A 26,133-nucleotide genomic window follows, 5' to 3' on the forward strand; every position below is an offset into this window, starting at 1 on the left:
TAACGAAAGGTGTTTTCCGTGAACAAGCGCTCCCTCCTGCAATCCGCCCTTGCCCTGGCCCTCGCCACCGGTTTCGCCACGGGCGCCATGGCGCAGGACAAGCCCCTGAAGATCGGCGTGACGGGCGGCCCGCACGCGCAGATCTTCGAGGTGGTCAAGAAGGTCGCCGAGAAAGACGGCCTGAAGATCCAGATCGTCGAGTTCAGCGACTACGTGCAGCCCAACGCCGCCCTGGCCGCTGGCGACCTTGATGCCAACAGCTACCAGCACAAGCCCTACCTGGACAACCAGGTCAAGGACCGTGGCTACAAGATCGTGCCTGTGGGCTACACCGTCAACTTCCCGATCGGCCTGTACTCCAAGAAGGTCAAGAAGCTCGAAGACCTGAAAGAAGGCGCCAAGTTCGGCATCCCCAACGACCCGACCAACGGCGGCCGCGTGCTGCTGGTGCTACAGGACAAGGGCCTGATCAAGCTGCGTGAGGGCTCCGACCTCAAGGCCACGCCGCTGGACGTGGTGGGCAACCCCAAGAAGATCAAGTTCGTGGAACTCGATGCCGCCCAACTGCCGCGCTCGCTCGACGACCTGGACGCCTCGGCCATCAACACCAACTTCGCACTCTCCGCCGGCCTGAACCCGGGCAAGGATGCGATTGCGCAAGAAAACGCCAAGAGCCCGTACGTCAACCTGATCGCCGTGCGCGAAGCCGACAAGGACAAGCCCTGGGTGGCCAAGCTCGTGAAGGCCTACCACTCGGAGGAAGTACGCAAGTTCATCCAGACCGAGTTCAAGGGATCGGTGCTGGCAGGCTTCTGAGCCGGGCAAGCGTAAGGGCGGCGGCATGCCGCCCTTTTTTCATGGGCGACCTCATCGCCGAGGCCGCCCGTTCCATCCGCCTGCCGACACGAACTACAGAGACACTCCATGAACTTCCAGCAACTGCGGTCCGTGCGCGAGACCGTGCGCAGCGGCTTCAACCTGACCGAGGTGGCGAACATCCTGTACACCTCGCAGCCAGGCGTGAGCCGCCAGATCCGCGAGCTCGAGGAAGAGTTGGGCATCGAGATCTTCGTGCGCGCGGGCAAGCGGCTCACGGGCCTCACGCCGCCGGGCGAAGCGGTGTTGCCCATCGTGGAGCGCCTGCTGCACGACGCCGACAACCTGCGCCGGGCGGGGCAGGACTACAGCGCCAGCCACGAGGGGCGCCTGTCGATTGCCGCCACCCACTCGCAGGCGCGCTATGCCCTGCCGCAGGTGGTGCGCGACTTTCGCGCCATGTTCCCGCAGGTCTCGCTGCACCTGCACCAGGGCTCGCCCAAGCAGGTGGCCGAGATGCTGCTCAGCGGCGAGGCCGACATCGGCGTGGCCACCGAGGCGCTGGCGCACTACGATGCGCTGGTCACCCTGCCGTGCTACCGCTGGACGCACAGCATCGTCGTGCCGCCCGAGCACCCGCTGCTGGCGCTGACCGAACCCGTGACGCTGCAGCAGCTCACCGAGTACCCCATCATCACCTACGAGCTGGGCTACACCGGCCGGGCCCACATCGACGAGGCCTTTGCGCGCGAAGGCCTGCGCCCGGACGTGGTGCTCTCGGCCATGGATGCCGACGTGATCAAGACCTATGTGGAACTGGGCATGGGCGTGGGCATCGTGGCCTCCATCGCGGTCGACCCCGAGCGCGACCGCCAGCTGCGCATGCTCGAAGCGCGCCACCTGTTCGAGGTCAACGTCACCCGCCTGGCCGTGCGCAAGGGCACCTGGCTGCGCGGCTATGCCTACAGCTTCATCGAGACCTTTGCGCCCACGCTGCAGCGCGAGGCTGTGGAAAAGGCCGTGCGCGCCACCGGCACGCCGCTGGAGTAGCCGGTCAGGAATTGATGCCGCGCTGCACGGTGGAGAGCGCGCGCCGGTACTCTTCGCGCAGGCGGTAGATCTGCGCCGGCCGGTGCGCGCCACCGGTTTCCTGCGCGCCCGCGATGGGTTCCAGCATGTCCAGCTCGTCGATCTTGCGCCGAAAGCTCACCTTGTTGATGGGCTCGCCCAGCACCGCCTCGTACACCGCCTGCAGGCGTGGCAGGGTGATGCGCTCGCCGCACAGGTACACCGGCAGCGACGAGTACTGGCTCTTGGCGCGCACGCGCTCCACGGCCAGCGCCACGATGTCCTGGTGGTCGAAGGGCAGGGCCGGCAGCGCGGCCACCGGTGCCAGGGTAAGCCCCTCGCGGTCGGCGGGCAGCAGCTCTGCCGGCACCAGCGCATAGTAGACGACGGAGACCGACCAGCCGCGCGGGTCCCGGTCGGCGCCGGAGTAGGTGGCCAACTGTTCAAGGTAGGGGCTTGTGATGCCGGTCTTGTCGCGCAGCACGCGCGCCGCCGCATCCCAGGCCGTGCGGTCCTCCTGTGCGTGGATATAGCCGCCCGGCAAGGCCAGTGCGCCGGCAAAAGGCGGGTTCTTGCGCTCGAGCAGCACGACGTGCAGGGCATCGTCCTTGAGCGCCATGAGCACCACGTCCACGGTGCAGATGACGGGCGGGAACAGGGTTTCTGCAGAGGTTTTTGGCATGGTGTTTCCGTGGCGCTGGCTTGACTTAGTATTTTAATGAAACTATGATAAGTTTATCAATTAAACTAAGTTGGAGGGCCTATGGCAACAGATTTCGACAAGGGCCTGGAAGGCCGCTACCGCGGCTCCTTCGTCGGCCTGGCCTGTGGCGATGCCGTGGGCACCACGCTGGAGTTCAGCCCGCGCGGCAGCTTTGCGCCCATCGCCGACATGGTGGGCGGCGGCCCGTTCCGCCTGGCGCCGGGCCAGTGGACGGACGACACCTCCATGGCCATCTGCCTGGCGCAAAGCCTGCTGCACCGCGGCGGCTTCGATGCCGAAGACCAGATGCGCCGCTATGTGAACTGGTGGCGCTGGGGCTACCCCAGCCCCACCGGCACCTGCTTCGACATCGGCATCACCGTGCGCGATGCGCTGTCGCGCTTCATGGCCAATGGCGAACCGATGGCTGGCTCCACCGACCCCCAGACCGCCGGCAACGGCTCGCTGATGCGGCTGGCGCCCGTGGTGCTGCGCTACTTCCCTGACATGCAGGCGGTTGTGCGCCAGGCGCGGCTCAGTTCGCAGACCACGCACGGCGCGGCCGAGGCGCTCGAGTGCTGCAGCGTGTTGGCCGAGGTGATTGCCCATGCCCTCGCGGCCGACGCCCGGCGCGGCGAGGCCGCGAGGATGGAGGTGTTGACCGTGTTGCAGGAGGGGCTGGCTTGTCCTGCGGTGCGCAGCATCGCGGCAGGCCAGTACCGGGGCAAGCCGCGCGAGGCGATCCGCGGCAGCGGCTACTGCGTGGCCTCGCTGGAGGCGGCCCTGTGGTGCTTTGCCAGCACCGACTCGTTTGCCGATGCCGTGCTGGCCGCCGCCAACCTGGGCGACGATGCCGACACCACGGCAGCGATCACCGGGCAGGTGGCGGGGGCGTTCTACGGCATCGAAGGCATTCCAGCGCACTGGCGCAGCCAGTTGTTCATGGGCGAGGAGATCGGCGAGATGGCGGCGGGGCTGCTGCACCGGGACGGGCGGGCCGTTCCGGTATAGGCCTTCGCTCAGCATCGCAGGCACCTAGGAGCGTGCGCGGCAGAAGGAGCATCGGCTGCAACGCCCGACAAACCGGTCTCGCCGGGTATCACCTCCGGCGCCCAGGGGGCCACCCTGGGCTTGTCGGTACTACCCAACGATCCTCGGTTTTCGGACGTTTCGCTTCGATGCCTTCTGCCGCGCACGCTCCTAGCCTTCGCACTGCCGCCTGGCCGGGAAAAGCGGCCGGGCATTCCCGCTTTTCCGCCCTTCGTTCTGGCTGCTGCGCGATACGCTAGACCTCGGTGGAAGCTGCGCCCGGCAACCAGGCACGAAACCTGATCAGGGCCAGCTACCTGCCATTCATTGTTTCATTTTGTCCTTGTTCCCTGTCTATTTTTCCTGGATGTATCCCATGCGGTATCTCGCTGTTTTCCTGCTGGCTGCGGTGGCCCCGCTTGCCCAGGCTGCCAACTTCGTCTCGCTGCACCAGTCGGCGCTCAGGATTGCACTGCCCCCGGCAGCCGGTTCCTACAACTACAAGTTCGATACCAAGGTGGGTTTCAAGCAGCAGTACGCGCCGCAAGGTGCCACCGGCTGCGTGATCGGCTACGCCACGGGCGGCTGCGCGTTCCCTGGCGGCGGATCGCTGGCGTTGCCCGAGTTCACCGGCTACCAGCTGCAGTACAAGGAATTCAAGATATTCATCCCCGCAGGGACCCGCTCGTTCATGTTCTCGGGCTATGCGCCGCAGAGAACGCAATCGGCCTTCGTTCTGCGCTACGGCTCGGCACCGGTGCGCGAGGCGGCCCTGAGCGGCGCGCAATACCAGAACGCCCAGACCGGCGAGCGCATCGACACCTCGTTCGCGCGCCTGGTCAACGAGCGCGCCGACCAGCTCGTGGTGCATGACGGCGGCGGCACGCTGCGCTTCGTGGGCGGCCAGCTCGATGCCAACCGTGGCAGCACCAAGGAGGGCAACTGGCTCTACGTGCGCCAGCTCAGCGGCAGCCCGCTGTACGACGTGCAGGGCGCCATCGACGTGGACATGGCCCAGTACGCAGCAGGGTATGCCAAGATCGTCTGGACCAGCAGCAACTACCCCGACCCCGTGGACGCACCGAGCGCGGGCGGCGGTACCGGCACGGTCAACCCGCCGGACAATGCGACGACCCTGCCGGTCCCGGCCACGGTGGCCACCGCGGTGGTGTCCGCTGCCGGCCAGCCGTTGCGGCTCGACATCAGCCTGGCGCAGGCGGTGGCGGATGTCGCCGCCAACCCGAAGATCAGCACCTGGGTCGCGGCTTTTGTGCCGGCCAATGGCCTGTCGTTCCCGGCGGACGCCTGGTTCTTCCGCCTGGCCAACGGCAGCTGGAGCAGCCAGGTCCCGGCGGACGTGGAGGGCATTGCCTTCGCCAGCCAGGTGGCCAACGCCACCAGCCTCAGGTTCACGCCCTCGCTGGACTTCACCGAGGCCGAGCTGCGCGCGTTCAACGTGCAGGTCCACTTCGGCTACAAGACCGGCACCGGCAGCTTCGTGAGCAAGGGCAAGATCTGGCCGCAGTGAGGGCCGTGCCTGGGGGTTTCGTCATGAGCTCATGCGCAATGCGGCTTTGGAAGATGGGATGCCAGCCTTTAAGCTGCTGCCTTGACTTTCAGCCTGCTTCTTGCGCATGCCCCCACACTTCGACACCATCGTCATCGGCCTCGGCGCCGTAGGCTCCGCCACCCTCTACCAACTGGCCCGGCGTGGGGCGAATGTGCTTGGGCTGGACCAGTTCCAGCCGCCACACAGCCTGGGCTCCTCGCATGGGCAGACGCGCATCACGCGGCTGGCCGTGGGGGAGGGCGACGAATACGTGCCCCTGGTGCGCCGCTCGCACGAGATCTGGCGTGAACTGGAGGCCGCGACCGGCCAGTCGATCTACACCCGCACGCACGGCCTGGTGCTCGGGCCGCGCGATGGCGCGCCGCTGCACCAGGGGCGCCGCCTGGACTTCGTACACAACACCATCGAGATCGCGCGCCGCCATGGCATAGCCCACGAGGTGCTGGACCATGCCGACCTGCGCCGGCGCTACCCGCAGTTCCAGCTCAACGACAACGAATTCGCCTACTGGGAGCGCGACGCCGGCTTCGTGCGGCCCGAGGCCGCCATCAGCGCGCAGCTGCAACAGGCCCAGGTACACGGCGCCAGCCTGCAGACAGGGGTGCGCGTGACCGGCCTTGTGCGCGAAGGCGAGCACCTGCGTGTGGACACCACCCACGGCAGCTTCCATGCAGGGCAGGTGGTGCTGGCAGCCGGCCCGTGGCTGCCGGGCCTGCTCGGCCAGGAGCTGCAGCATGCCTGGGCACCCCAGCTGGCGGTGTACCGCCAGGTGATGTTCTGGTTCGACATGGGGGCGGCCACACCATCGTTCGGGCCCGGCGCCTTCCCGGTCTTCATCTGGACCTTCCGTGACGGACCGGACGATTCGATCTATGGCTTTCCGGTGGCGGACCCGGGCGCGCCGGCCTTCAAGGTGGCCACCGCGCAGTACCTTGAGACCACCACGCCCGAGGCAGTGGACAGGGTCGTGGCCGACGCGGAGAGGGATTCCATGCGCCAGCGCCATGTGCTGCCGCACTTTCACGCCCCGGGCGCCCGCTGCACGGACGCGCGGGCCTGCCTCTACACCGTGACGCCCGACCATGGCTTCGTCGTGGACCGCCTGCCCGGTTGGCCGGGCGTGCATGTGGCGTCGGCCTGTTCGGGCCATGGCTTCAAGCACTCGGCCGCCCTGGGGGAGGCGCTGGCGCAGCAGGTGCTCGACCTGCCGGAGCGCCTGGATCTGCGGCCCTTTGGCCACGCCCTGCACGGCTTGGCCGCCGCCGAGGTGGCGTGAGCCATTGCAAGGATGTTTTGGTTTTATAGAAACCAATTTTTATTCTTTTGGGTTTTATGGGAAGGGTTCTAGAGTGGACCCATTGTTCACAGCAGCCCCGCCAACGAGGGCCGCGACAACCCCTCTCCCCAAGGACCCCACCATGTCTTCATCCACTATCCAGGACACCCAGGACACTGTGCTCGCACAGGAATTGGAATCTGCCCGCTCGGTCGCACTGGCCTCCGGCCTGCCCTATGCGGGCGGTGTCTCTCCCGCCGTGGCGTGGAAACTCGTCTCCGCTGGCGATGCCGTGCTGGTGGACGTGCGCTCGGCCGAAGAGCTGAAGTTCGTCGGCCAAGTGCCGGACAGCCTGCACGTGCCATGGGCCACGGGCACGGCGCTGCAGCGCAACCCGCGCTTCGTGCGCGAGCTGGAGGCGCGCCTGGCCAGCCACGGCGGCAAGGAGGCCACGGCGCTGCTGCTGTGCCGCAGCGGCAAGCGCTCGGCCCTGGCGGCAGAAGCCGCGGCCAAGGCCGGCTTCACCCAGGTCTTCAACGTGCTCGAAGGCTTCGAGGGCGAGATCGACGAACGCCAGCAGCGCGGCGGATCGGACGGCTGGCGCTTCCACGGCCTGCCCTGGATCCAGGACTGAAGAACCGACTGCCCGCGGCCGCCCCCCCACGACTGAACCACTGCTCTTGCTTCCTCCCATGGCCGTCTTCAACATCGAACCCATCGTGCAGTCGCTGCACGCCGTGCGCCGCGACTGGCGCAGCCTGCAAAAGCGCTCGCAGGAGCCCGGCGGGCGCGAGTTCCCCTCGCGCGATGCGCTGGCTGCCGTGGTGGAGCAGCTCAAGGGCGTGCTCTTTCCCATGCGCCTGGGCCCGCCCGACCTGCGCCAGGAGAGCGAGGACTTCTATGTGGGCCACACGCTGGACGCCGCATTGCATGCCCTGCTGGCACAGGTCCGGCTGGAGTTGCGCTATGTGCTGCGCCACCAGCCGGTGGAAGAGCAGAACATCGAAAAGCGCGCCGTGCAGGCAGCGCGCAGCTTTGCCGCCTCATTGCCCGAGATCCGCAGCCTGCTCGACAGCGACGTGCTGGCCGCCTACCACGGCGACCCGGCCGCGCGCAGCGTGGACGAGGTGCTGCTGTGCTACCCCGGCATCCTGGCCATGATCCACCACCGCCTGGCGCACACGCTGTACCAGCTGGAGCTGCCGCTGCTGGCGCGCATCGTGGCCGAGCAGGCTCATGCGCAGACCGGCATCGACATCCACCCCGGCGCGCAGATCGGCGCGGGCTTCTTCATCGACCATGGCACGGGCGTCGTGATTGGCGAGACGGCGGTGATCGGCGAGCGCGTGCGCGTGTACCAGGCCGTCACGCTGGGCGCCAAGCGCTTTCCCACCGACGATGACGGGCACCTGCAAAAGGGCCTGCCGCGCCACCCGGTGGTAGAGGACGACGTGGTCATCTACGCCGGCGCCACGGTGCTCGGTCGGGTGACGCTGGGGCGCGGCGCCACCATCGGCGGCAATGTCTGGATCACGCACGACGTGCCCGCGGGCGGCAACGTGACGCAGGCCCTGTCGCGCCACGATGCCAGCCGCAACGGCGAGTCTGCGGGAACGGTGGCGGCATGAGCGATGTGCTGGTACGCAGCTTCGGCACCGCGGTGCGGCGCCTGCGCGAGGCGCGCGGCTGGTCGCAGGAACTGCTGGCCGAACATGCCGACCTGAACCGGTCTTACGTGGGCGAGATCGAGCGCGGCCGGGCCATTGCCTCACTGGTCACCATCGACAAGCTCTCGCAGGCCCTGGGCGTAAGCAGTGCGACCTTGCTAGGGCATTGCGATGAATTGAGCAGCGCCAATGCACTGAAAGGCACGCGATTGGCGGCTATAGCATGTTGAAGCGGTAGCGGGGGCATCCGACACTGGCTGGGAATCGATACCTGTTCGTTTACCAACCTTTCTGATACGGAGCCTCACATGACGGCAACAGTGGGCGGCACGACCGCCCTGGGCGACAACGCAGCACGGCAACTCGCCAACGCGACCAAGACCACCGCACAACTCTCGACCATCTCGCCGCGCTGGCTCACGCACCTGCTGCAATGGGTGCCGGTGGAGGCGGGCATCTACCGCCTCAACACGGTCAAGAACCCCGAGCTGATCAAGGTCACCTGCACCGCCCGCGAGGAAGAGAACCAGCTGCCGCGCACCTTCGTCGATTACGAAGAGAACCCGCGCGAGTTCTTCCTGAACGCCGTGAGCACCGTGCTCGACGTACACACCCGCATCTCCGACCTGTACAGCAGCCCGCACGACCAGATCAAGGAACAGCTGCGCCTGACGATCGAGACGATCAAGGAGAACCAGGAGAGCGAGCTCATCAACAACCCCGACTACGGCCTGCTGGCCCAGGTGACCGAAGAGCAGCGCGTGTTTCCGCTCACGGGCGCACCCACGCCGGACGACCTCGATGAGCTGCTCACCAAGGTCTGGAAGGAGCCCGCCTTCTTCCTGGCCCACCCGCTGGCGATTGCCGCCTTCGGCCGCGAAGCCACGCGCCGCGGCACGCCGCCGCCCACGGTGAGCCTGTTCGGCTCGCAGTTCATCACCTGGCGCGGCATTCCGCTGATCCCCTCGGACAAGGTGCCGGTGGCCGATGGCAAGAGCAAGATCTTGCTGCTGCGCGTGGGTGACAAGCGCCAGGGCGTGGTCGGCCTGTTCCAGCCCGGCCTGCCCGGTGAGCAGAGCCCGGGCCTGTCGGTGCGCTTCATGGGCATCAACAACCATGCCATCGCGTCCTACCTGATCTCGCTGTACTGCTCGCTGGCCGTGCTCACGCCCGACGCCCTGGCGGTGCTGGACGACGTGGAGATCAACAAGTACCACGACTACCCCGACACCTACAAGTAAAGCGGCCGCGCGGTGACCACTTCTTCCTTCACCCCTGCAGGCGTGCCCGCCACGCTGCAGCCACCCATCGATACGGCGCTGCTGGCCAGCCTGGCGACGGCGCTGTTTGCCGCTGCCCCTGGCGAGCAACCCCGTTTCGCCGGGCCGGCAGGTGCCTTGCCGTCCACGCCACCGGGCTCGCTGCCTGGGGCAGGGCAGGCGACACCGCTGCCCCCGGGTGTGCAGGCGCCCCTCAACATCGCGCCGGCCGGCTCGCCCCTGGTAAGCCCTGCAGGCTTCGGCCCTGGCGTGCCTGGCATGCCCATCCCGCAAGGGCTGGTGCCGGGTGCCAACCTGGTGCCGGCCTCGCCCACGCCGCTGGCTTCGCTGGCGCACCGCGCGCCGGCCCTGCTGCCGCATGCGGTGGCAGGCAATGGCGTGCCCGATTCGGTGATCAGCATCTTGCCGGCTTACGAGCCGCGCTTTGGCAGCGACGTGCTGGGTGTTCCCGGGGCGGCGCAGCCGACCTCCCAGCCTGTTTCTGTGGCGCCCGCCCAGGCGGCCCCTGCGGTGACGCAGGGCGCATCGCCGTATTACTTCCTCGGTGATCGCCACGGCCATCCGCTGGCGGCAGACCGCGCGCCCCAGCTGACCCCGCCCGACGGGCATGGCGCCGCTCCTGGCGGGCTCGATGCCCTGGCACGCCTGCCGTTCGCGGCGCCCGAAGTGCCGCGCGTGGGCTCGCCCACGGCCGGCACCGGTGTGCCCAGCACCGTGCCGTCGACCGAACCCCGGTTCTACTTTGCCGATGCCGTGGTGCTGCCCGGCGGCTACACCACGCCCGGCCGTGCCCCTGCTGCTGGAAGCGGTGTTCCGCAGGCCGACCGCAGCGCCCACCCGGCGTTCGACGTGCATGCGGTTCGCCGCGATTTCCCGGTGCTGCAGGAGCGGGTCAATGGCCGCCAGCTCGTCTGGTTCGACAACGCGGCCACCACGCACAAGCCGCAGTCGGTCATCGACCGCATCAGCCACTTCTACGCGCACGAAAACTCCAACATCCACCGCGCGGCGCACGAGCTGGCCGCGCGCGCGACGGACGCCTATGAAGGCGCGCGCCAGCGTGTGCAGCGCTTCATCAACGCGCCCGAGGTGAACGAGGTGATCTTCGTGCGCGGCACCACCGAGGCCATCAACCTGGTGGCCAAGAGCTGGGGCGCGCAGCATGTGGGCGAGGGCGACGAGATCATCGTCAGCCACCTCGAGCACCATGCCAACATCGTGCCCTGGCAACAGCTGGCCGCCGCCAAGGGCGCACGCCTGCGCGTGATCCCGGTGGACGACTCGGGCCAGGTGCTGCTCGATGAGTACCAGAAGCTGCTCAACGACCGCACCAGGATCGTCGCCGTCACCCAGGTCTCCAACGCCCTGGGCACCGTGGTGCCAGTCAAGGAGATCGTGGCGCTGGCCAAGCGGGCGGGAGCCACCACCCTGGTCGACGGCGCGCAGTCGGTCTCGCACATGCAGGTGGACGTGCAGGACCTGGGGGCCGATTTCTTCGTCTTCTCGGGCCACAAGGTCTTCGGGCCCACCGGCATCGGTGTGGTCTGGGGCAAGCGCGCGGTGCTCGAAGACATGCCGCCCTGGCAGGGCGGCGGCAACATGATTGCCGACGTCACTTTCGAGAAGACAGTGTTCCAGCCCATCCCGAACAAGTTCGAGGCCGGCACCGGCAACATCGCCGACGCCGTGGGCCTGGGCGCCGCCATCGACTACGTGAACCGCGTGGGCATCGAGAACATCGCGCGCTACGAGCACGAGCTCCTGGTCTACGGCATGCACCACCTGTCTGCCATCCGTGGCGTGCGCCTCATCGGCACGGCCGACGACAAGGCCAGCGTGATGTCCTTCGTACTCGCCGGCTACACCACCGAAGAGGTGGGCAAGGCGCTCAACGAGGAAGGCATCGCCGTGCGCACGGGCCACCACTGCGCCCAGCCCATCCTGCGCCGCTTCGGCGTGGAGACCACGGTGCGGCCGTCGCTGGCGTTCTACAACACCTTCGACGAGATCGACCGCCTGGTGGCCGTGGTGCAGCGCCTGGCAGGGCAAAGGCGAGCGGGGTAAGCAGGAGGTCTCAGGCCCTGGCGCAATTGCTATACAAAATATAGCAATTGCGCTGGGCCTGCTTCATCCTCAGGCCACGGTCTGTGGCTATCATGGCAAGCGCTTCGTGTTGCAGGGTTGGGAGACCCTGCAGCGCTTTTCTCCATGTCGTCCCACTCACAAGGAGTTTCCATGAGCAATGTCCAGATCGCCGTCATCGTCGGCAGCCTTCGCAAGGATTCGTTCAACCGCAAGCTGGCCACCGCCATCGAGCGGCTGGCCCCGGCCGATTTCCAATTCACCCACCTGCGCATCGATGACCTGCCTCTGTACAACCAGGACGACGACGGCCAGCAGGCCGCCTCGGTGCTGCGTCTCAAGGGCGAGCTCAAGGCCGCCCAGGGCCTCTTGTTCGTGACGCCCGAGTACAACCGCTCCATCCCCGGCGTGCTCAAGAACGCGCTCGACCATGCCTCGCGCCCCTACGGCCAGAGCGCCTGGGGCGGCAAGCCTGCGGGCGTGATCGGCGCCTCGGTGGGCGCCATCGGCACCGCGCTGGCGCAGCAGCACCTGCGCAATGTGCTGGCCTACCTCGACGTGCCCACCCTGGGCCAGCCCGAGGGCTTCATCCACGCCAAGGAAGGCCTGTTCGATGCCGATGGCAACGTGGGCGAGGGCAGCAAGAAGTTCCTGCAGGGCTGGGTGGATGCGTACGTGGGCTGGGTCAAGAAGCACATTTGAGCGTTCTGATCGCCCCATGAAAACGCCGCCCTTGCAGGGCGGCGTTTTGTTTGGCTGGCCCGCTACCGGGTCAGGCGGCCTGTGCAACCTGGGGTTGGTTGGCAGGCACGCTGGTGTGTGCCTGGATGTCCTTGTCGGCGCCGGCAAAGGCCAGGGCCTTGGCGTCAGGGCCCATGCCCACGCCTTCGGCGCGCACGAAGCGCACGTCGGTGATGCCGAAGAAGCCGAACACCACCTTGAGGTAGCTCTCCTGGTGCTCCATGGCCTGGCCACCTTCGCTGGTGGAGTACACGCCGCCGCGGCTCGATGCCACGATCACGGTCTTGCCGCCGGCCAGGCCCACGGGGCCCTTGTCGGTGTACTTGAAGGTGCGGCCGATCTGGGCCACGCGATCGATCCAGGCCTTGAGTTGGCTGGGGATGGTGAAGTTGTACAGCGGGGCACCGATCACGATCACGTCAGCCGCCAGGAACTGGCTCACCAGGGCTTCGGACAGGGCGTTTTCGCTGCGCTGCGCTTCGGTGGAGGCTTCCTGGCCGGTGCGAAAACCCAGGGCGTCGGCCGTCAGGTGGGCCGGGCCCTGTGTGGCCAGGTCCAGGTACTGCACCGTGGTGTTGGGGTGGCCGGCCTTCCAGGCGGCGACGATGCGTTTGGTGAGTTCGCGCGAAACGGATTGTTCGCCGGTGATGGCCGAGTCGATGTGAAGCAGTTGCATGAGGGAATCTCCTGTGGGTGGTAGCCACAGCGTGTGGCCATGGGTGAATTGTGGAGACGCACTCATTTGTTGATAAGGTATTGAACTTGCGATAGATTGTCCTATCAGTAGAACGATGTACTTTATGCAAGACCTCAACGACATGCTGTACTTTGCCGAGGTGGTCGAGCGCGGTGGCTTTGCCGCCGCCGGCCGCGCCCTGGGCATTCCCAAATCGCGCCTGTCGCGCCGCGTGTCGGACCTGGAGGCGCAGCTGGGCGTGCGCCTGCTGCAGCGCACCACGCGCAAGCTCTCGCTGACCGAGGTGGGCGAGGCCTACCTGCGCCACTGCCAGGCCATGCGCGAGTCGGCCCAGGCGGCCGCCGACACCGTGGCCCAGGTACAGACCGTGCCGCGCGGCACCGTGCGCGTGAGCTGCCCGGTGACCCTGGCGCAGACGGTGCTGGCCGAGATGATGCCCCCCTTCCTGGCGCGCTACCCCGAGGTGCGGGTGGACATGGTGGTCAGCAACCGCGCCGTGAACGTGGTGGAGGAGGGCATCGACGTCGCGCTGCGCGTGCGCCCCTCGCTGGAGGACAGCGGCAGCATGGTCGTCAAGCGGCTGGACATGACCAGCCAGATCCTCGTGGCCAGCCCCGAGCTGCTGATACGCCAGGGCACGCCCACCACCCTGGAAGACCTCTCGCGCATGGACAGCGTGGCCATGTCGGCCCCCGACGGCCGCGCCACCTGGAACCTGATGGGCCCCGGCGGCGCGCACCAGGTGGTACACCACACGCCGCGCTATGTGGCCGACGACCTGCTGACCCTGAAGTTCGCGGTGCTGGCCGGCATCGGCATGGGCTGGATGCCCGACTACATGTGCCACGAGGAGATGCGCGAGCGCCGCCTGGTGCGCGTACTGCCCGAGTGGGTGCCACCGCCGGCCATCGTGCATGCGGTGTTCCCCTCGCGCCGCGGCCTGTCGCCGGCGGTGCGCAGCTTCCTCGACTACCTGGGCGAGGCCATGCCGGGGCGCAACAGCCTGGCCACACGCGATGGCGGGGCGGGGCTGGACGGGGCCGGGATATAACACGCGCAATACGCCATGTGGCGAAGTCCGCCAAGCGCGCGGGTCTCTGCCGAGTGCGCGTTTTCGGGCCACAATGCAACCAGTTGCAACTGATCGGTTGCCTGCGCGCCACCCCTGCGCAGGCTGCCGGGGCGCGCCGTGAAAAACCCCCACCCCATCGATACCCACCTCCAGAAGGCCCGCGTCCACCCCTCCGTGCGGGCCATCGTGATCCCGCCGTGCCCCGAGTCGCTGGTGCGCCTGCAGCAGATCGTGGCCGCACCCGAGCTCGATTCGGGCGCGCTGGAGCAACTGGCCTCGTCCGACGTGGCCATGGCCGCCGCCCTGATCCGCCAGGCCAACAGCCCCCTGTACGGACTGGCCCACCCGGTGCAGACGGTGGGCATGGCGCTCACGGTGCTCGGACTCAACCCGGCGGTGGAGCTGCTCTCGGCCTTCATCACGCGCAACGCACTCATGGTGCGCTCGCCGCTGCTCGAGCATTTCTGGGAAAGCTCGCAGCGCCGCGCCATTGCCTGCGAGCACATCGGGCGCCAGCTCTACAGCTTCGACCCCGGCCTGGGCTACAGCTTCGGCCTGTTCTGCCACGTGGGCATGCCGGTGCTGGTCAAGGCCGTGCGCGGCTACGGCTCCACCGTGACCGAGGCCCTGGCCCGCAAGGACCGCACCTTCACCCAGACCGAAAACGCCAACCACCACACCGACCATGCGGTGATGGGTGCCATCGTGGCGCGCACCTGGCACCTGACGGGTGACGTGGCCCAGGCCATCTGGCTGCACCACGACTTCACCAGCCTGGGTGACGAGCGCTTCAACCCCACGGTGCGCCACCTGGTGGCCCTGGGCCTGCTGGCCGAGTACCTGGTGAACCACCACGACAACCTGCAGCCCACGCGCGACTGGCTGCAGCATGGCCAGGCCTGCATGGAGCACCTGGCGGTGTCGGAGGAAGAGCTGGACCACTGGGTGGACGAATTGCATCCGGCGTTCGAGGCCGTGCGCTTCTGATCCGCACGCCGGCCCGTTAGCATGGCGGCACCATGCTTGCCGCCAAACCCTATCTCCAGAGCGTCTGCATCCGCCCCGATGCAGAGGTGGACTTCGACAGCTACCCGTACAACATCCCCGCCATCCGCGAGATGGGGCAGCTGGAATTCCATGCCGACGTGACCTTCCTGGTCGGCGAAAACGGCTCGGGCAAGTCCACGCTGCTGGAAGCCATTGCCGTGGCCCTGGGCTACAGCCCGCAAGGCGGCACCCGCGATTTCATGGTGGGCACCACGAAGTCCGTATCTCCGCTGCATGAGTCACTCAGGCTGGCGCGGAGCTTCCGCCAACCCAAGGATGGGTACTTTCTGCGGGCCGAGAGCTTTTTCAATGTCGCCACCTTTGTGGACGACAACGGTGTTCCCGACGCCTACGGCACCCATTCGCTGCATGGCATCTCGCACGGCGAGGCCTTCATGTCCCTGCTCGCCCACAAGTTCCGCGGCAAAGGCCTGTACCTGCTGGACGAGCCCGAAGCCGCGCTGTCGCCCAACCGCCAACTGGCCGCGCTCTCGGCCATCCACCAACTGGTAGAGGACAAGTCGCAGTTCATCATTGCCACGCATTCCCCAATCCTTCTGTCCTACCCCCACGCCAAGATCATCCAGTTCGACGGTACGGGGCTCATGGAGGTGGCGTTCGAGGACACCGAACACTATGCGGTGACTCACGACTTTCTCAACAACTACCGGGCACGGCTGAGCCGCTTGCTGGACCAAGACTGAACTTTCTCGCGCTTTGATAGACGTTTTTGCGATTAAGTCAGAACAATATATTCGTTTGGGTTTTAAAGACCGGCTCGCAGAATGGCTTCATCAGACATTGAAGGAGCATCTCCATGGCCACTTTGCGACTCGGCGATACCGCCCCCGACTTCACCCAGGAATCCACCGCCGGCCCCCTCCATTTCCATGAGTGGGCGGGTGACTCGTGGGTGGTGCTGTTCTCGCACCCCGCCGATTTCACGCCCGTCTGCACCACCGAGCTGGGCAAGACGGCCGCCTTGGCCACCGAATTCGCCAAGCGCAAGGTCAAGCCCATCGCGGTAAGCGTGGACCCCGTCGATTCGCACAACCGCTGGGTGGGCGACATCAACGAGACGCAGAACACCACCGTCAACTTCCCCATCCTGGCCGATGCGGACAAGAAGGTGGCCGACCTGTACGACATGATCCACCCCAACGCATCGACCACGGTCACGGTGCGCAGCGTGTTCATCATCGACCCCAAGAAGGTCATCCGCACCACCTTCACCTACCCCGCCAGCACGGGCCGCAATTTCGACGAGATCCTGCGCGTGATCGACTCGCTGCAGCTGACCGACAGCCACAAGGTGGCCACGCCCGCCAACTGGAAGGACGGCGACGACGTCATCATCGTGCCCAGCCTGCAGGACCCGGCCGAGATCGCCCAGCGCTTCCCCAAGGGCTTCAAGGCCGTGCGCCCTTACCTGCGCATCACGCCCCAGCCCAACAAGTAAGCCCGGCTGCGGCCCCTGCATGCCTGCCGATGCAGGCCGTTGCCAGGGCCGCGCCAGGCGGTACACCCGTGAACCCCACTTCCATCATCATCGTCCCCGGCTGGCGCGACTCCGGCCCCGGCCACTGGCAAAGCCTGTGGACCGAACGGTTGCCGCAGGCGCGCCGCGTGGTGCAGGACGACTGGATCACCCCGACCCGCAACGCCTGGGTCGGCACGCTCGAAAAGACCGTGCTGGCCGCCCCGCACCCGGTGGTGATCGTGGCGCACAGCCTGGGCTGCATCGCCACCACGCACCTGGGGCCCGAAGCAGCGGCGCGCATTCACGGCGCGCTGCTGGTGGCGCCGGCCGACCCGGAGCGCCGCGCCATCCTCAACGACTTTGCACCCGTCCCCTACGCGCAACTGCCCTACCGCAGCGTGGTGGTGGCCAGCAGCAACGACCCGTACTGCCCCATTCGCCTGGCCGGAGCCTACGCCCGCGCCTGGGGCAGCGAGTTCGTTCGCATGCAGCAGGCTGGCCACATCAACGTGGAATCGGGCCATGGCGAATGGCCTTTGGGCTGGGCGCTGTTGCAGTCGCTGACGGGTGAGCAGGGCGGGGTGGGTGCCCCGGCCCCCGCACCCACGGCCTGGCAGGCCACAGCCTGAGGGGCTGCAGGGCTGCTGAAGGGCAGCCCTTGTCATTTCTATATTCCAAAATCCGATTAATTAACAAGAATGTATTCTTTTGAGTTTTAAGGCGCTGTGTGGACAATGGGGCATCTTCCGCTTTTCCTTACAGGCTACGCCACATGACTTCTTTGAAACTCAAGACTCTCCTGGCCACTCTGGCACTCACTGCCAGCGGCATGGCGCTGGCCCAGGACTCGCTGCTCAACGTGTCGTACGACGTGGCCCGTGAGTTCTACAAGGACTACAACGCTGCCTTTGCTGCGCACTACAAGAAGACCACCGGCAAGGACGTGAAGATCGACCAGTCGCACGCCGGCTCCAGCGCCCAGGCGCGCGCCGTGAACGATGGCTTGGCGGCCGACGTGGTCACCATGAACACGACCACCGACGTGCAGTTCCTCGCCGACAACGGCGTGGTGGCCAAGGACTGGGCGAAGAAATTCCCCAACGACGCATCGCCCACCACCTCGACCATGCTGTTCCTGGTGCGCAACGGCAACCCCAAGGGCATCAAGGACTGGGACGACCTGATCAAGCCCGGCGTGCAGGTCATCGTGGTCAACCCCAAGACCGGCGGCAACGGCCGCTATGCCTACCTGGCCGCCTGGGGCGCCGTGCGCGAGAAGGGCGGCACCGAAGAGCAGGCCGCCGAGTTCGTGGGCAAGCTGTACAAGAACGTGCCCATCCTGGCCAAGGGCGGGCGCGATGCCACCGCCACCTTCCTGCAGCGCAACCAGGGCGATGTGCTGATCACCTTCGAATCCGAAGTGGTCTCCATCGACCGCGAGTTCGGCGCCGGCAAGGTCGATGCCATCTACCCGTCGATCAGCGTGGTGGCCGAGAACCCCGTGGCCGTGGTCGAGCGCACCGTGGCCAAGAAGGGCACGGCCACGCTGGCCAAGGCCTACCTGGACTACCTGTACTCCGAAGAAGCCCAGGAAATCGCGGCCAAGCACGCCATCCGCCCGCGTTCTGAAACCGTGCTCAAGAAGTACGCCGCCACCTTCAAGCCTTTGAAGCAGTTCACCGTGGCCAAGTACTTCGGTTCGCTCAGCGATGCACAGAAGGTTCACTTCAACGACGGCGGCCAGTTCGACAAGCTCTACACGCCCGGCGCCAAGTAAGCCATGACCGCTGCGACCTCTGTGGCCGCGCGGGGTGCCATGACGGCCCCTGCGCAGGCCGGCCGGCGTGCGTCCAAACGGGTGCTGCCCGGCTTTGGCCTGACGCTGGGCTACACGCTGTTCTATCTGAGCATCATCGTGCTGATCCCGCTGTCGGCACTGATCTTCAAGACCTTCACCCTGACCTGGGAGCAGTTCTGGGCCGCCATCAGCGCACCGCGCGTGCTGGCCTCGTACCGGCTGACCTTCGGCGCATCGTTCATCGCGGCCCTCGTCAACCTGTTCTTCGGCCTGTTGATCGCCTGGGTGCTGGTGCGCTACAAGTTCCCTGGCAAGAAGATCGTCGATGCGCTGGTGGACCTGCCGTTTGCGCTGCCCACGGCCGTGGCCGGCATCTCGCTCACCGCGCTGCTCGCCGGCAATGGCTGGGTGGGGCAGTACCTGGAGCCGCTGGGCATCCAGCTGGCCTTCAAGCCCGCGGGCATCGTGATCGCGCTGATCTTCATCGGCCTGCCCTTTGTGGTGCGCACGGTGCAGCCGGTGCTCGAAGACGCCGAAAAGGAGCTCGAAGAAGCCGCCACCTGCCTGGGCGCCACGCGCTGGCAGACCTTCACCAAGGTCATCCTGCCCTCCATCACCCCCGCGCTGCTCACCGGCTTTGCCATGGCGTTCGCGCGGGCGGTGGGGGAGTACGGCTCGGTCATCTTCATCGCCGGCAACATGCCCATGGTTTCTGAAATCACGCCCCTCATCATCATCGGCAAGCTTGAGCAGTACGACTACGCCGGCGCCACCGCCGTGGCGGTGGTCATGCTGGTGATCTCGTTCATCCTGCTGCTGGTCATCAACGCGCTGCAGGCCTGGCAGCGCCGCCACGCGGGGGCACCAGCATGAGCGGTGCGAACTCCCGCACGGTGCGCCGTGCCCGCGCCGGCACGACCGAAGCGCCCTGGGTGCGCTACACCCTGATCACGGTGGCGCTGGTCTTCATGCTGCTGTTCCTGGTGCTGCCGCTGGCTGCAGTGTTTGCCGAGGCGCTGCGCAAGGGCTTCGGGGCCTACCTCGACGGCCTGCGCGAACCCGATGCCTGGTCGGCCATCAAGCTCACGCTGATCACCGCGCTCATCGCCGTGCCGCTGAACCTGGTGTTCGGCGTGGCGGCGGCCTGGTGCATTGCCAAGTACGAGTTCAAGGGCAAGGCCTTCCTCACCACGCTGGTGGACCTGCCGTTCTCGGTATCGCCCGTGGTGGCCGGCCTGGTCTACGTGCTGATGTTCGGCGCGCAGGGCTGGTTCGGCCCCTGGCTGCAGGCGCATGACATCAAGATCATCTTCGCCGTGCCGGGCATCGTGCTGGCCACCGTGTTCGTGACCTTCCCCTTCATCGCGCGCGAGCTGATCCCGCTGATGCAGGCCCAGGGCAACGACGAGGAGCAGGCCGCCATCGTGCTCGGTGCCACCGGCTGGCAGACCTTCTGGTACGTCACGCTGCCCAACATCAAGTGGGGCCTGCTGTACGGGGTGATTTTGTGCAACGCACGCGCCATGGGCGAGTTCGGTGCGGTATCGGTGGTCTCGGGCCACATCCGCGGGCAGACCAACACCATCCCGCTGCACGTGGAAATCCTCTACAACGAGTACCAGTCGGTCGCCGCCTTCGCAGCCGCCTCGCTGCTGGCGCTGCTGGCGCTGGTCACCCTGGTCATCAAGTCGATTGCCGAGTGGCGCAACGAGCAGCAAATGAAGGCCGCAGCCGAGCTGCCGCCCGAGCGCCCCGCGCCCGCCACCGCCCCCTCTGCGCGCTGAAGGAAGAAGAAAGAACACCATGAGTATCGAAATTCGCAACGTCAGCAAGCAGTTCGGCGACTTCCATGCCCTGCGCGACGTGAGCCTGGACATCGCCTCGGGCGAGCTGATCGCGCTGCTCGGCCCCTCGGGCTGCGGCAAGACCACGCTCTTGCGCATCATCGCCGGGCTGGAAACGGCCGACGTGGGCACCATCCACTTCTCGGGCGAGGACACCACCGACGTGCACGTGCGCGAGCGCAACGTGGGCTTCGTGTTCCAGCACTATGCGCTGTTCCGCCACATGACGGTGTTCGAGAACGTGGCCTTCGGCCTGCGCGTCAAGCCGCGCAGCGAACGCCCGAGCGAGGCCCAGATCAAGAAGAAGGTCACCGACCTGCTCAAGCTGGTGCAGCTCGACTGGCTGGCCGAGCGCCACCCCTCGCAGCTGTCGGGCGGCCAGCGCCAGCGCATCGCCCTGGCCCGCGCCCTGGCGGTGGAGCCCAAGGTGCTGCTGCTCGACGAGCCCTTTGGCGCCCTCGATGCCAAGGTGCGCAAGGAGCTGCGCCGCTGGCTGCGCCGCCTGCACGACGAACTGCACGTGACCAGCATCTTCGTGACCCATGACCAGGAAGAGGCGCTCGAAGTGGCCGACCGCGTGGTGGTGATCAACCAGGGCCGCATCGAACAAAGCGGCTCGCCCCAGCAGGTGTGGGACAACCCGGCCAGCCCGTTTGTCTACGGCTTTTTGGGCGACGTGAACCTGTTCCAGGGCCGCGCGCACGAGGGGCTGGTACACCTGGACGGCATGCAGCTCGACGCTCCGGAGCACGCCGACGCGCAGGACACCAAGGCCTTTGCCTATGTGCGCCCGCACGACCTCGATGTGCAGCGCTACGCCCCCGGCGCCGGCATCGACGCCGCAGGCCGCCCCCGCGGCATCGTGGCGCAACTGAGCCGCGCCATCGTGGTCGGGCCCATCGCACGGCTGGAACTTATTCCTTCGGACGATCACAAACCAGCGGACAATTCGAATCCCGAGATGCTGATCGAGGCGCAGATCCCCGCGCAGCAGTTCCGGGAGATGGGTTTCAAGGAGGGTGAAACGCTGGTGGTGACACCGCGGCGCGCCCGGGTTTTTCTGGACCACGCTGCCAACATCTGACGCTTGTCGCCCCATGCCCCTCGCGGGCCGGCACAAGCCGGATGCCGGGGCTCAAGCGGATTGGCGTTCAATCGGATAACTAGGCGGGGAGCCGCAGACAGTGCTATGGCACGGCAAGGCTCCCCAACGACGTTAGCCGGTTGAATGCAAATTCGCATCAAGGATGACAAGAATGGTGTTCAAGTGGATCGATAACGCGCCGCGCCGCATCCTCGCGCTGATCAGCCTGGCCTGCGTGGCCATGCTGGCCTTCGGCATGTACCTGCAGCATGTGGTGGGGCTGGAGCCTTGCCCCATGTGCATCGTGCAGCGCTACGCGCTGATCGGCGTGGCCATCTTCACGGGCCTGGCCGCTGCGCGTGACTCGCGCGGCTGGTGGATGTCGCTGGCCGGCATCGCCGTCCTCATCGCCGGCTTCGGCGCCTTTGTCGCCGCCCGCCAGAGCTGGCTGCAGTGGTACCCGCCCGAGGTCGCCACCTGCGGCCGCGACTTCTACGGCATGATCGAAAACTACCCCATCAGCCGCGCCATCCCCATGATCTTCCGCGGCTCGGGCGACTGCGCGGCGATTGACTGGACCTTCCTGGGCGGCTCGATTGCCAACTGGTCGTTCATCTGCTTTGTGGGCTTCGGCCTGGTGATGCTGGTACTGCTGGCGCGCCACCTCAAGGGCGGGCGCCGGGGCGGCTCGGGCTACTCGATGGCCTGAGTATTCTGTCTGTACCCATGCAAAAGGCGCTCCTCGGAGCGCCTTTTTGTCTTGGCGGGAGCGCGGGTCTGGTTTACTCCGCCTTGATCCCCGCGTCCTCGATCACTTTCTTCCAGCGGGCTGCCTCGCTCCTGGCAAAGGACATGGCCTCCTCGGGCGTGCCACCAGCGGGCTTGATGCTCAGCTCGGCCAGCTTGTCCGTCGTCTGCTTTTCCTTGAGCACGGCGTTGAGCGAGGCATTGAGCTTGGCGACGACCTCCTTGGGTGTGCCTGCGGGTGCCAGCAGCGTGTACCAGACCACCAGCTCGAAGTCCTTGACGCCCTGTTCCGAGGCGGTCGGGAGGTCGGGGAACATGGGCGAGCGCTGCAGCGTGGTGATGGCCAGGGTGCGCAGCTTGCCCGACTTGACCAGCGGCATGGCCTCGGGCGCCAGGATCAGCATGAACTGCACCTGCCCGGCCATGACATCCTGCACCGCCGGTGCGCCGCCCTTGTAGGGCACGTGCAGGGCTTCGACGCCCGCCGCGCGCTTGAACAGCTCCGTCGCCAGGTGGTTGGGCGTGCCGTTGCCGGGTGAGGCGTAGCTCTTGTCCGGGTTGGCCTTGAGGTAGCGCTGGAACTCCGGCAGGGTGTTGGCGGGCACGCCAGGGTTCACCACGATCATCGCCGGCACATCGGCCACGCGGCCAATGGCGGTCAGCTCCTTGGTCGCATCGAACGACAGCTTGGGAAACAGCGTCGGGTTGATGGCCTGGGTGGTCATGGTCGACAGCAGCAGGGTGTAGCCGTCGGCCGGCGCCTTGGCCACCAGGCCCGCGCCCACGGCTTCGGCGGCACCGGGCTTGTTGTCCACCACGACCGACTGGCCCAGGTTCTCGGACAGGCGCTGCCCGATGAAGCGGGCCAGCACATCGGTGGTGCCGCCCGGCGCATAGGGCACGACGATCTTGACGGGCTTGGTCGGGAAGTCGGCGCTGTGCGCGGGCAGGGTGGCTGCGCACAGTGCCGTCAGGGCCAGTGCGATCTGGTGGAACACTTTCTTCATGGCTTTTGTCTCCTTGTGGTAGTTGCTTTACTTGGCTCGGATTGGCTTTGCTGGGTTCAGGCGGCTTGTCCCTGCCGCACGATCTGGTCGATGAGCCGGTGCGTGGCCAGGGCCTCGGCACCCGTCACCGTCGGCGCCCGGCCCTGGGCCACGGCGCCAAAGAAGTCCCGGTGCAGCGCGATGTGCGCGTCGGGCGAAAAATCCATGATCGAATCGCCGCTGCCCGATTTCGCCTCGCCATCGACGGTTTCGATGCGGCCATCGTGGTACTGCACGCGCAGGGTCCCGCCCTCCAGCGTTGCCGTGGCATGGCGGCAGACCAGCTCCAGCACCTCGGCCCGGCCCGGGTACATCGCGGTGGTGGCCACCAGCACACCCGGCGCGCCATTGCCCAGGGTGAGCAGGGCGCTGGCAAAGTCTTCTGTCTCCATCGCATGGATGGCCGTGGTCGCAATCTGCGAGGCCACCACGGCGCGCACGCCCACCAGGCTGCGGAACAGGTCGATCGCATGGACGGCCTGGGTGAGCAGCACGCCACCGCCATCGCGCGCCAGCGTGCCGCGCCCGGCCTTGGCGTAGTAGCCCTCCTGCGAGCGCCACCAGGGCACCTGCAGCACGGCGCTCTGCACGGCGCCCAGCGGTCCCGCATCCAGCAGTTGCTTGAGGCGCTGCGCGCCCGGCCGAAAGCGGTGCTGTAGCACCACGCCCAGCTGCACACCGCACCTCACGCCATGGGCCGCTGCCTTGTCCACCAGCTCCTCGGCCCGGGCCAGGCTCACATCCAGCGGCTTTTCGACCAGGGTGTGCTTGCCGGCGGCAAGCGTGGCCGAAGCGATCTCCAGGTGCGTATAGGCCGGCGTCGCCACGATGACCGCCTCGACGAGCGGGTCGCCCAGGATGTCCTGCAGATCAGCCGTCACCCGGGTGGACGGCGGTACTGCGGCCTGGGCCTTGTCCGGGTTGTTGCGGGCCAGGGCCCAGCGCAGGTCCACACTGTCTGCCAGCGTGGCCAGGCTTTGCAGGTGCGGCTCGGAGCCCGGGCCTACGCCGATGAGTGCAATGCCCAGTTTCTTGCTCATGGCGTGGCACTCCCTGATGTAGCCAGCGCATCCGCTTCCAGCGCCAGCCGGCTCACGGCAAACACATGCTCCTGCGGAACGGCGCGGTCGGTCCGCTCCTGTACATCGGCGACCAGATCGCGGAAGAAGGTGATGGGCTCCTGGCTGCAGTCGATGTGCCGCGTGCCCTTGCGGTCGCACAGGAACAGGTGCTCGCCACCGGCGCGGCCTTCGATGTCCACATACTTGCGGATCTCGATGGAGCCTTCGGTGCCGCCGATGAACAGGCGGCCATCGCCCCAGGTGGGCAGGCCGTCTGGCGTGAACCAGTCGACGCGGATATAGCCGCGCGCCGCGTTGCTCTGCGACGCCAGCGCAATCTCGCCAAAGTCCTGAAAGCTGTCGGGCGTGGCCTGCCCGATGTGCGAGCACACGGCATGGCTCACCGTGGCATCGGTCGAGCCGGTGAGCACCAGGAACTGGTCGATCTGGTGCGAGGCAATGTCCACCAGAATGCCGCCGTAGTACGCCTTGTCAAAGAACCAGGCCGGCCGCGTCGGGGCGTTCAACCGGTGCGGGCCCATGCTCAGGGTGTGGAACACCCGGCCCAGCGCGCCGTCTTGCACGAGTTTTAGCGCCATCGCCACCGAAGGCACGATATGCCGTTCAGAGAAGCAGATCGCAAACAGGCGCCCGGTCTCGCGCACCGCCGCCTGCACCGCCGCCAGTTGCGCAAAGCTGGTCACGCCCGGCTTGTCGGTCAGCACATCCTTGCCGCGCCGCATCGCATCGACGGCCAGCTCCGCGCGCCGCGACGGCACATCGGCCGTCACGATCAGCTGGATCGAGTCGTCATCGAGCAGGGCCTCTGCCGAGTCCACGGCCCTCAGGTCAGGAAAGCGCGAGCGCACGCCCTGCAGCACCAGCGGGTCTGCGTGCGAGGTGGCATACCCGGCGCAGATCGCGCTCGCGTCCAGCAGGCCCTGGATGAGGTGGTAAATATGGCGGTGCTCGATGCCCACCACGCCAAAGCGGATCGTCATTGGGGCACCTCGGGCAAAGTTTCGTAGGGGCCGCGGACCACGAAGGACCCGCCTTGGTAGCGCGCCTCCGGCGAGCCGGGCAGGGCAGCGGGGAGCGCGCTTGTGCCCTCGAACGCCGCGGACGTATCGCGCGGCGCAAAGCCCAGGCGCGCCGCCTTGGCATTGCTCCACCACACCGAGGGGTTGGCCGACATGCCGTAGGCGATCAGGTGGCCCACCTCCGGCGCCAGCAGCGACCGGCCGACCAGCGCCTCCAGGTCGCCAAAGCTCAGCCAGGTCGACAGCATGCGCTGGTCCTTGGGGGCCGCATACGCGCTGCCGATGCGCAGGCACACGGTCTCGATGCCGTAGCGGTCGAAGTAAAAGCGCGACAGGTCTTCGCCGAATGCCTTGGATATGCCGTAATAGCCGTCAGGCCGGCGCTCGCAGTCGGTGTCCAGATGCTCGTCCTGGCGATGAAAGCCCACCACATGGTTCGAGCTGGCAAACACCACCCGCTTCACGCCATGCCTGCGCGCGCCTTCGTAGAGGTGGAAGGTGCCCCGGATGTTCGACTCGATGATTTCCTCGAACGGCCGCTCCACCGAGATGCCGCCCAGGTGCACAATGGCATCGCAGCCAGCGACCAGTGCGTCGGTGCCCGCCTTGTCGGCCAGGTCGCAGACGATGATCTCGTCGCTGCCTGATGCCTCCATGGCCTCCATCGGCTGGATGTCCGATACCCGAAGGACCGAGGCATGGGCCCGCATGGCCGGCCGCAGCACGCGGCCGAGCGCGCCTGCGGCGCCTGTCAGAAGAAGGCGCTTGAAAGGACGTGAACTCAATGTTGTCTCCGTGTTCTTGTGTGACCTGCATCGCAGTGTTCACCCGTCCACGAGAAACGTCCATTCCCAATTTCGTTCAACTCCATACCTTTTCGGTAAGGAGTTATTGCAGGCGAAACCCAGCAGATCAGCCCTACGGGTTTGAATTTGCCCGTATGGCTAGGCGGGAAGCCGCTGACAGTGCTGTAGCACGGCAAGGC

Annotated in this window: 27 protein-coding genes; 21 read left to right on the forward strand and 6 right to left on the reverse strand. The window is 66.8% G+C overall.

All coding sequences use genetic code 11. The features are described 5' to 3' along the window. The first annotated feature begins 18 nt into the window (after positions 1 to 18). Positions 19 to 816, forward strand: a complete 798-nt coding sequence (locus AC0IZS_RS25330; RefSeq protein WP_471638197.1) for a MetQ/NlpA family ABC transporter substrate-binding protein — start codon at positions 19 to 21, stop codon at positions 814 to 816. Positions 817 to 924: 108 nt separating this feature from the next. Continuing rightward, the gene (locus tag AC0IZS_RS25335) at positions 925 to 1,866 is read left to right on the forward strand and encodes a CysB family HTH-type transcriptional regulator (protein ID WP_471638198.1); all 942 of its coding nucleotides are present in this window, start codon (positions 925 to 927) and stop codon (positions 1,864 to 1,866) included. A 4-nt stretch (positions 1,867 to 1,870) separates the two neighbouring features. Here AC0IZS_RS25335 and AC0IZS_RS25340 read toward each other — a convergent pair whose 3' ends face one another. Continuing rightward, the gene (locus AC0IZS_RS25340) at positions 1,871 to 2,566 is read right to left on the reverse strand and encodes an NUDIX hydrolase (protein ID WP_471638199.1); all 696 of its coding nucleotides are present in this window, start codon (positions 2,564 to 2,566) and stop codon (positions 1,871 to 1,873) included. A gap of 81 nt (positions 2,567 to 2,647) precedes the next feature. On the opposite strand from AC0IZS_RS25340, the gene AC0IZS_RS25345 reads away from it, so the two are divergent. The 9 genes from AC0IZS_RS25345 (at position 2,648) to AC0IZS_RS25385 (ending at position 12,193) form a co-directional block, all read left to right on the forward strand. Next, complete coding sequence (locus tag AC0IZS_RS25345) at positions 2,648 to 3,598, forward strand: ADP-ribosylglycohydrolase family protein (protein ID WP_471638200.1); 951 nt, start codon at positions 2,648 to 2,650, stop codon at positions 3,596 to 3,598. 394 nt (positions 3,599 to 3,992) lie between these two features. After that, positions 3,993 to 5,144, forward strand: coding sequence for a hypothetical protein (locus AC0IZS_RS25350; RefSeq protein WP_471638201.1), 1,152 nt, complete (start codon positions 3,993 to 3,995; stop codon positions 5,142 to 5,144). 106 nt (positions 5,145 to 5,250) lie between these two features. Beyond that, positions 5,251 to 6,462, forward strand: coding sequence for an N-methyl-L-tryptophan oxidase (gene solA / locus AC0IZS_RS25355; protein WP_471638202.1), 1,212 nt, complete (start codon positions 5,251 to 5,253; stop codon positions 6,460 to 6,462). 142 nt (positions 6,463 to 6,604) lie between these two features. Then, a complete protein-coding gene (locus AC0IZS_RS25360) occupies positions 6,605 to 7,096 on the forward strand; it encodes a rhodanese-like domain-containing protein (protein ID WP_471638203.1) in 492 nt (163 codons plus the stop codon). Positions 7,097 to 7,154: 58 nt separating this feature from the next. Further along, positions 7,155 to 8,090: a serine O-acetyltransferase EpsC gene (epsC, locus tag AC0IZS_RS25365; RefSeq protein WP_471638204.1), complete on the forward strand. Its 936-nt coding sequence runs from the start codon at positions 7,155 to 7,157 to the stop codon at positions 8,088 to 8,090. After that, the gene (locus AC0IZS_RS25370; RefSeq protein WP_471638205.1) at positions 8,087 to 8,359 is read left to right on the forward strand and encodes a helix-turn-helix domain-containing protein; all 273 of its coding nucleotides are present in this window, start codon (positions 8,087 to 8,089) and stop codon (positions 8,357 to 8,359) included. The genes epsC and AC0IZS_RS25370 overlap by 4 nt, the downstream gene beginning before the upstream one ends. A 78-nt stretch (positions 8,360 to 8,437) precedes the next feature. Further along, positions 8,438 to 9,370 (forward strand): family 2A encapsulin nanocompartment shell protein, encoded by a 933-nt coding sequence (locus AC0IZS_RS25375; RefSeq protein WP_057204241.1) that lies wholly within the window; start codon positions 8,438 to 8,440, stop codon positions 9,368 to 9,370. Positions 9,371 to 9,382: 12 nt separating this feature from the next. Next, entirely contained in the window at positions 9,383 to 11,473 is a 2,091-nt protein-coding gene (locus AC0IZS_RS25380; RefSeq protein WP_471638206.1) for a family 2A encapsulin nanocompartment cargo protein cysteine desulfurase, read from the forward strand. A 171-nt stretch (positions 11,474 to 11,644) separates the two neighbouring features. Then, positions 11,645 to 12,193, forward strand: coding sequence for an NADPH-dependent FMN reductase (locus AC0IZS_RS25385; RefSeq protein ID WP_057204243.1), 549 nt, complete (start codon positions 11,645 to 11,647; stop codon positions 12,191 to 12,193). 70 nt (positions 12,194 to 12,263) lie between these two features. Here the strand turns inward: AC0IZS_RS25385 and AC0IZS_RS25390 are convergent, their stop codons facing one another. Then, complete coding sequence (locus AC0IZS_RS25390; RefSeq protein ID WP_471638207.1) at positions 12,264 to 12,908, reverse strand: FMN-dependent NADH-azoreductase; 645 nt, start codon at positions 12,906 to 12,908, stop codon at positions 12,264 to 12,266. Positions 12,909 to 13,032: 124 nt separating this feature from the next. Between AC0IZS_RS25390 and AC0IZS_RS25395 the strand changes: the two genes are divergently transcribed. The 10 genes from AC0IZS_RS25395 (at position 13,033) to AC0IZS_RS25440 (ending at position 21,963) form a co-directional block, all read left to right on the forward strand. Beyond that, positions 13,033 to 13,980: a LysR family transcriptional regulator gene (locus tag AC0IZS_RS25395; RefSeq protein WP_471638208.1), complete on the forward strand. Its 948-nt coding sequence runs from the start codon at positions 13,033 to 13,035 to the stop codon at positions 13,978 to 13,980. A 138-nt stretch (positions 13,981 to 14,118) separates the two neighbouring features. Continuing rightward, a complete protein-coding gene (locus AC0IZS_RS25400) occupies positions 14,119 to 14,988 on the forward strand; it encodes an HDOD domain-containing protein (RefSeq protein ID WP_471638209.1) in 870 nt (289 codons plus the stop codon). A 32-nt stretch (positions 14,989 to 15,020) separates the two neighbouring features. After that, positions 15,021 to 15,752 carry an AAA family ATPase gene (locus AC0IZS_RS25405; protein ID WP_471638210.1) on the forward strand — a complete coding sequence of 244 codons (732 nt, stop codon included), beginning with the start codon at positions 15,021 to 15,023 and terminating at the stop codon, positions 15,750 to 15,752. Between the two features lie 113 nt (positions 15,753 to 15,865). Beyond that, the gene (locus AC0IZS_RS25410) at positions 15,866 to 16,507 is read left to right on the forward strand and encodes a peroxiredoxin (protein WP_471638211.1); all 642 of its coding nucleotides are present in this window, start codon (positions 15,866 to 15,868) and stop codon (positions 16,505 to 16,507) included. Between the two features lie 29 nt (positions 16,508 to 16,536). Then, positions 16,537 to 17,157 carry an RBBP9/YdeN family alpha/beta hydrolase gene (locus tag AC0IZS_RS25415; RefSeq protein ID WP_471638212.1) on the forward strand — a complete coding sequence of 207 codons (621 nt, stop codon included), beginning with the start codon at positions 16,537 to 16,539 and terminating at the stop codon, positions 17,155 to 17,157. A 143-nt stretch (positions 17,158 to 17,300) separates the two neighbouring features. Next, positions 17,301 to 18,305, forward strand: coding sequence for a sulfate ABC transporter substrate-binding protein (locus tag AC0IZS_RS25420; protein ID WP_471638213.1), 1,005 nt, complete (start codon positions 17,301 to 17,303; stop codon positions 18,303 to 18,305). A gap of 3 nt (positions 18,306 to 18,308) precedes the next feature. After that, entirely contained in the window at positions 18,309 to 19,199 is an 891-nt protein-coding gene (gene cysT / locus AC0IZS_RS25425) for a sulfate ABC transporter permease subunit CysT (protein ID WP_471638214.1), read from the forward strand. Continuing rightward, positions 19,196 to 20,110, forward strand: a complete 915-nt coding sequence (gene cysW, locus AC0IZS_RS25430; RefSeq protein ID WP_471638215.1) for a sulfate ABC transporter permease subunit CysW — start codon at positions 19,196 to 19,198, stop codon at positions 20,108 to 20,110. The genes cysT and cysW overlap by 4 nt, the downstream gene beginning before the upstream one ends. Before the next feature lie 19 nt (positions 20,111 to 20,129). Further along, positions 20,130 to 21,254, forward strand: coding sequence for a sulfate/molybdate ABC transporter ATP-binding protein (locus AC0IZS_RS25435; protein WP_057204261.1), 1,125 nt, complete (start codon positions 20,130 to 20,132; stop codon positions 21,252 to 21,254). A 172-nt stretch (positions 21,255 to 21,426) separates the two neighbouring features. Further along, on the forward strand, positions 21,427 to 21,963 hold the full coding sequence (locus AC0IZS_RS25440) for a disulfide bond formation protein B (protein WP_471638216.1): 537 nt from the start codon (positions 21,427 to 21,429) through the stop codon (positions 21,961 to 21,963). Between the two features lie 73 nt (positions 21,964 to 22,036). On the opposite strand, the gene AC0IZS_RS25445 is transcribed toward AC0IZS_RS25440, so the two are convergent. Genes AC0IZS_RS25445 through AC0IZS_RS25460 form a run of 4 tightly spaced genes read right to left on the reverse strand, consistent with a single transcriptional unit; the run spans position 22,037 to position 25,933 of the window. Further along, a complete protein-coding gene (locus tag AC0IZS_RS25445) occupies positions 22,037 to 23,008 on the reverse strand; it encodes a Bug family tripartite tricarboxylate transporter substrate binding protein (RefSeq protein ID WP_471638217.1) in 972 nt (323 codons plus the stop codon). 56 nt (positions 23,009 to 23,064) lie between these two features. Continuing rightward, positions 23,065 to 24,087, reverse strand: coding sequence for a Gfo/Idh/MocA family protein (locus AC0IZS_RS25450; protein WP_471638218.1), 1,023 nt, complete (start codon positions 24,085 to 24,087; stop codon positions 23,065 to 23,067). Then, a complete protein-coding gene (locus AC0IZS_RS25455; RefSeq protein ID WP_471638219.1) occupies positions 24,084 to 25,109 on the reverse strand; it encodes a Gfo/Idh/MocA family protein in 1,026 nt (341 codons plus the stop codon). Before AC0IZS_RS25455 ends, AC0IZS_RS25450 begins: the two co-directional genes overlap by 4 nt. Further along, a complete protein-coding gene (locus AC0IZS_RS25460; RefSeq protein WP_471638220.1) occupies positions 25,106 to 25,933 on the reverse strand; it encodes an NAD-dependent epimerase/dehydratase family protein in 828 nt (275 codons plus the stop codon). The genes AC0IZS_RS25455 and AC0IZS_RS25460 overlap by 4 nt, the downstream gene beginning before the upstream one ends. Positions 25,934 to 26,133: the final 200 nt, after the last annotated feature.

It is taken from the genome of Acidovorax sp. AC410 (assembly GCF_979253235.1).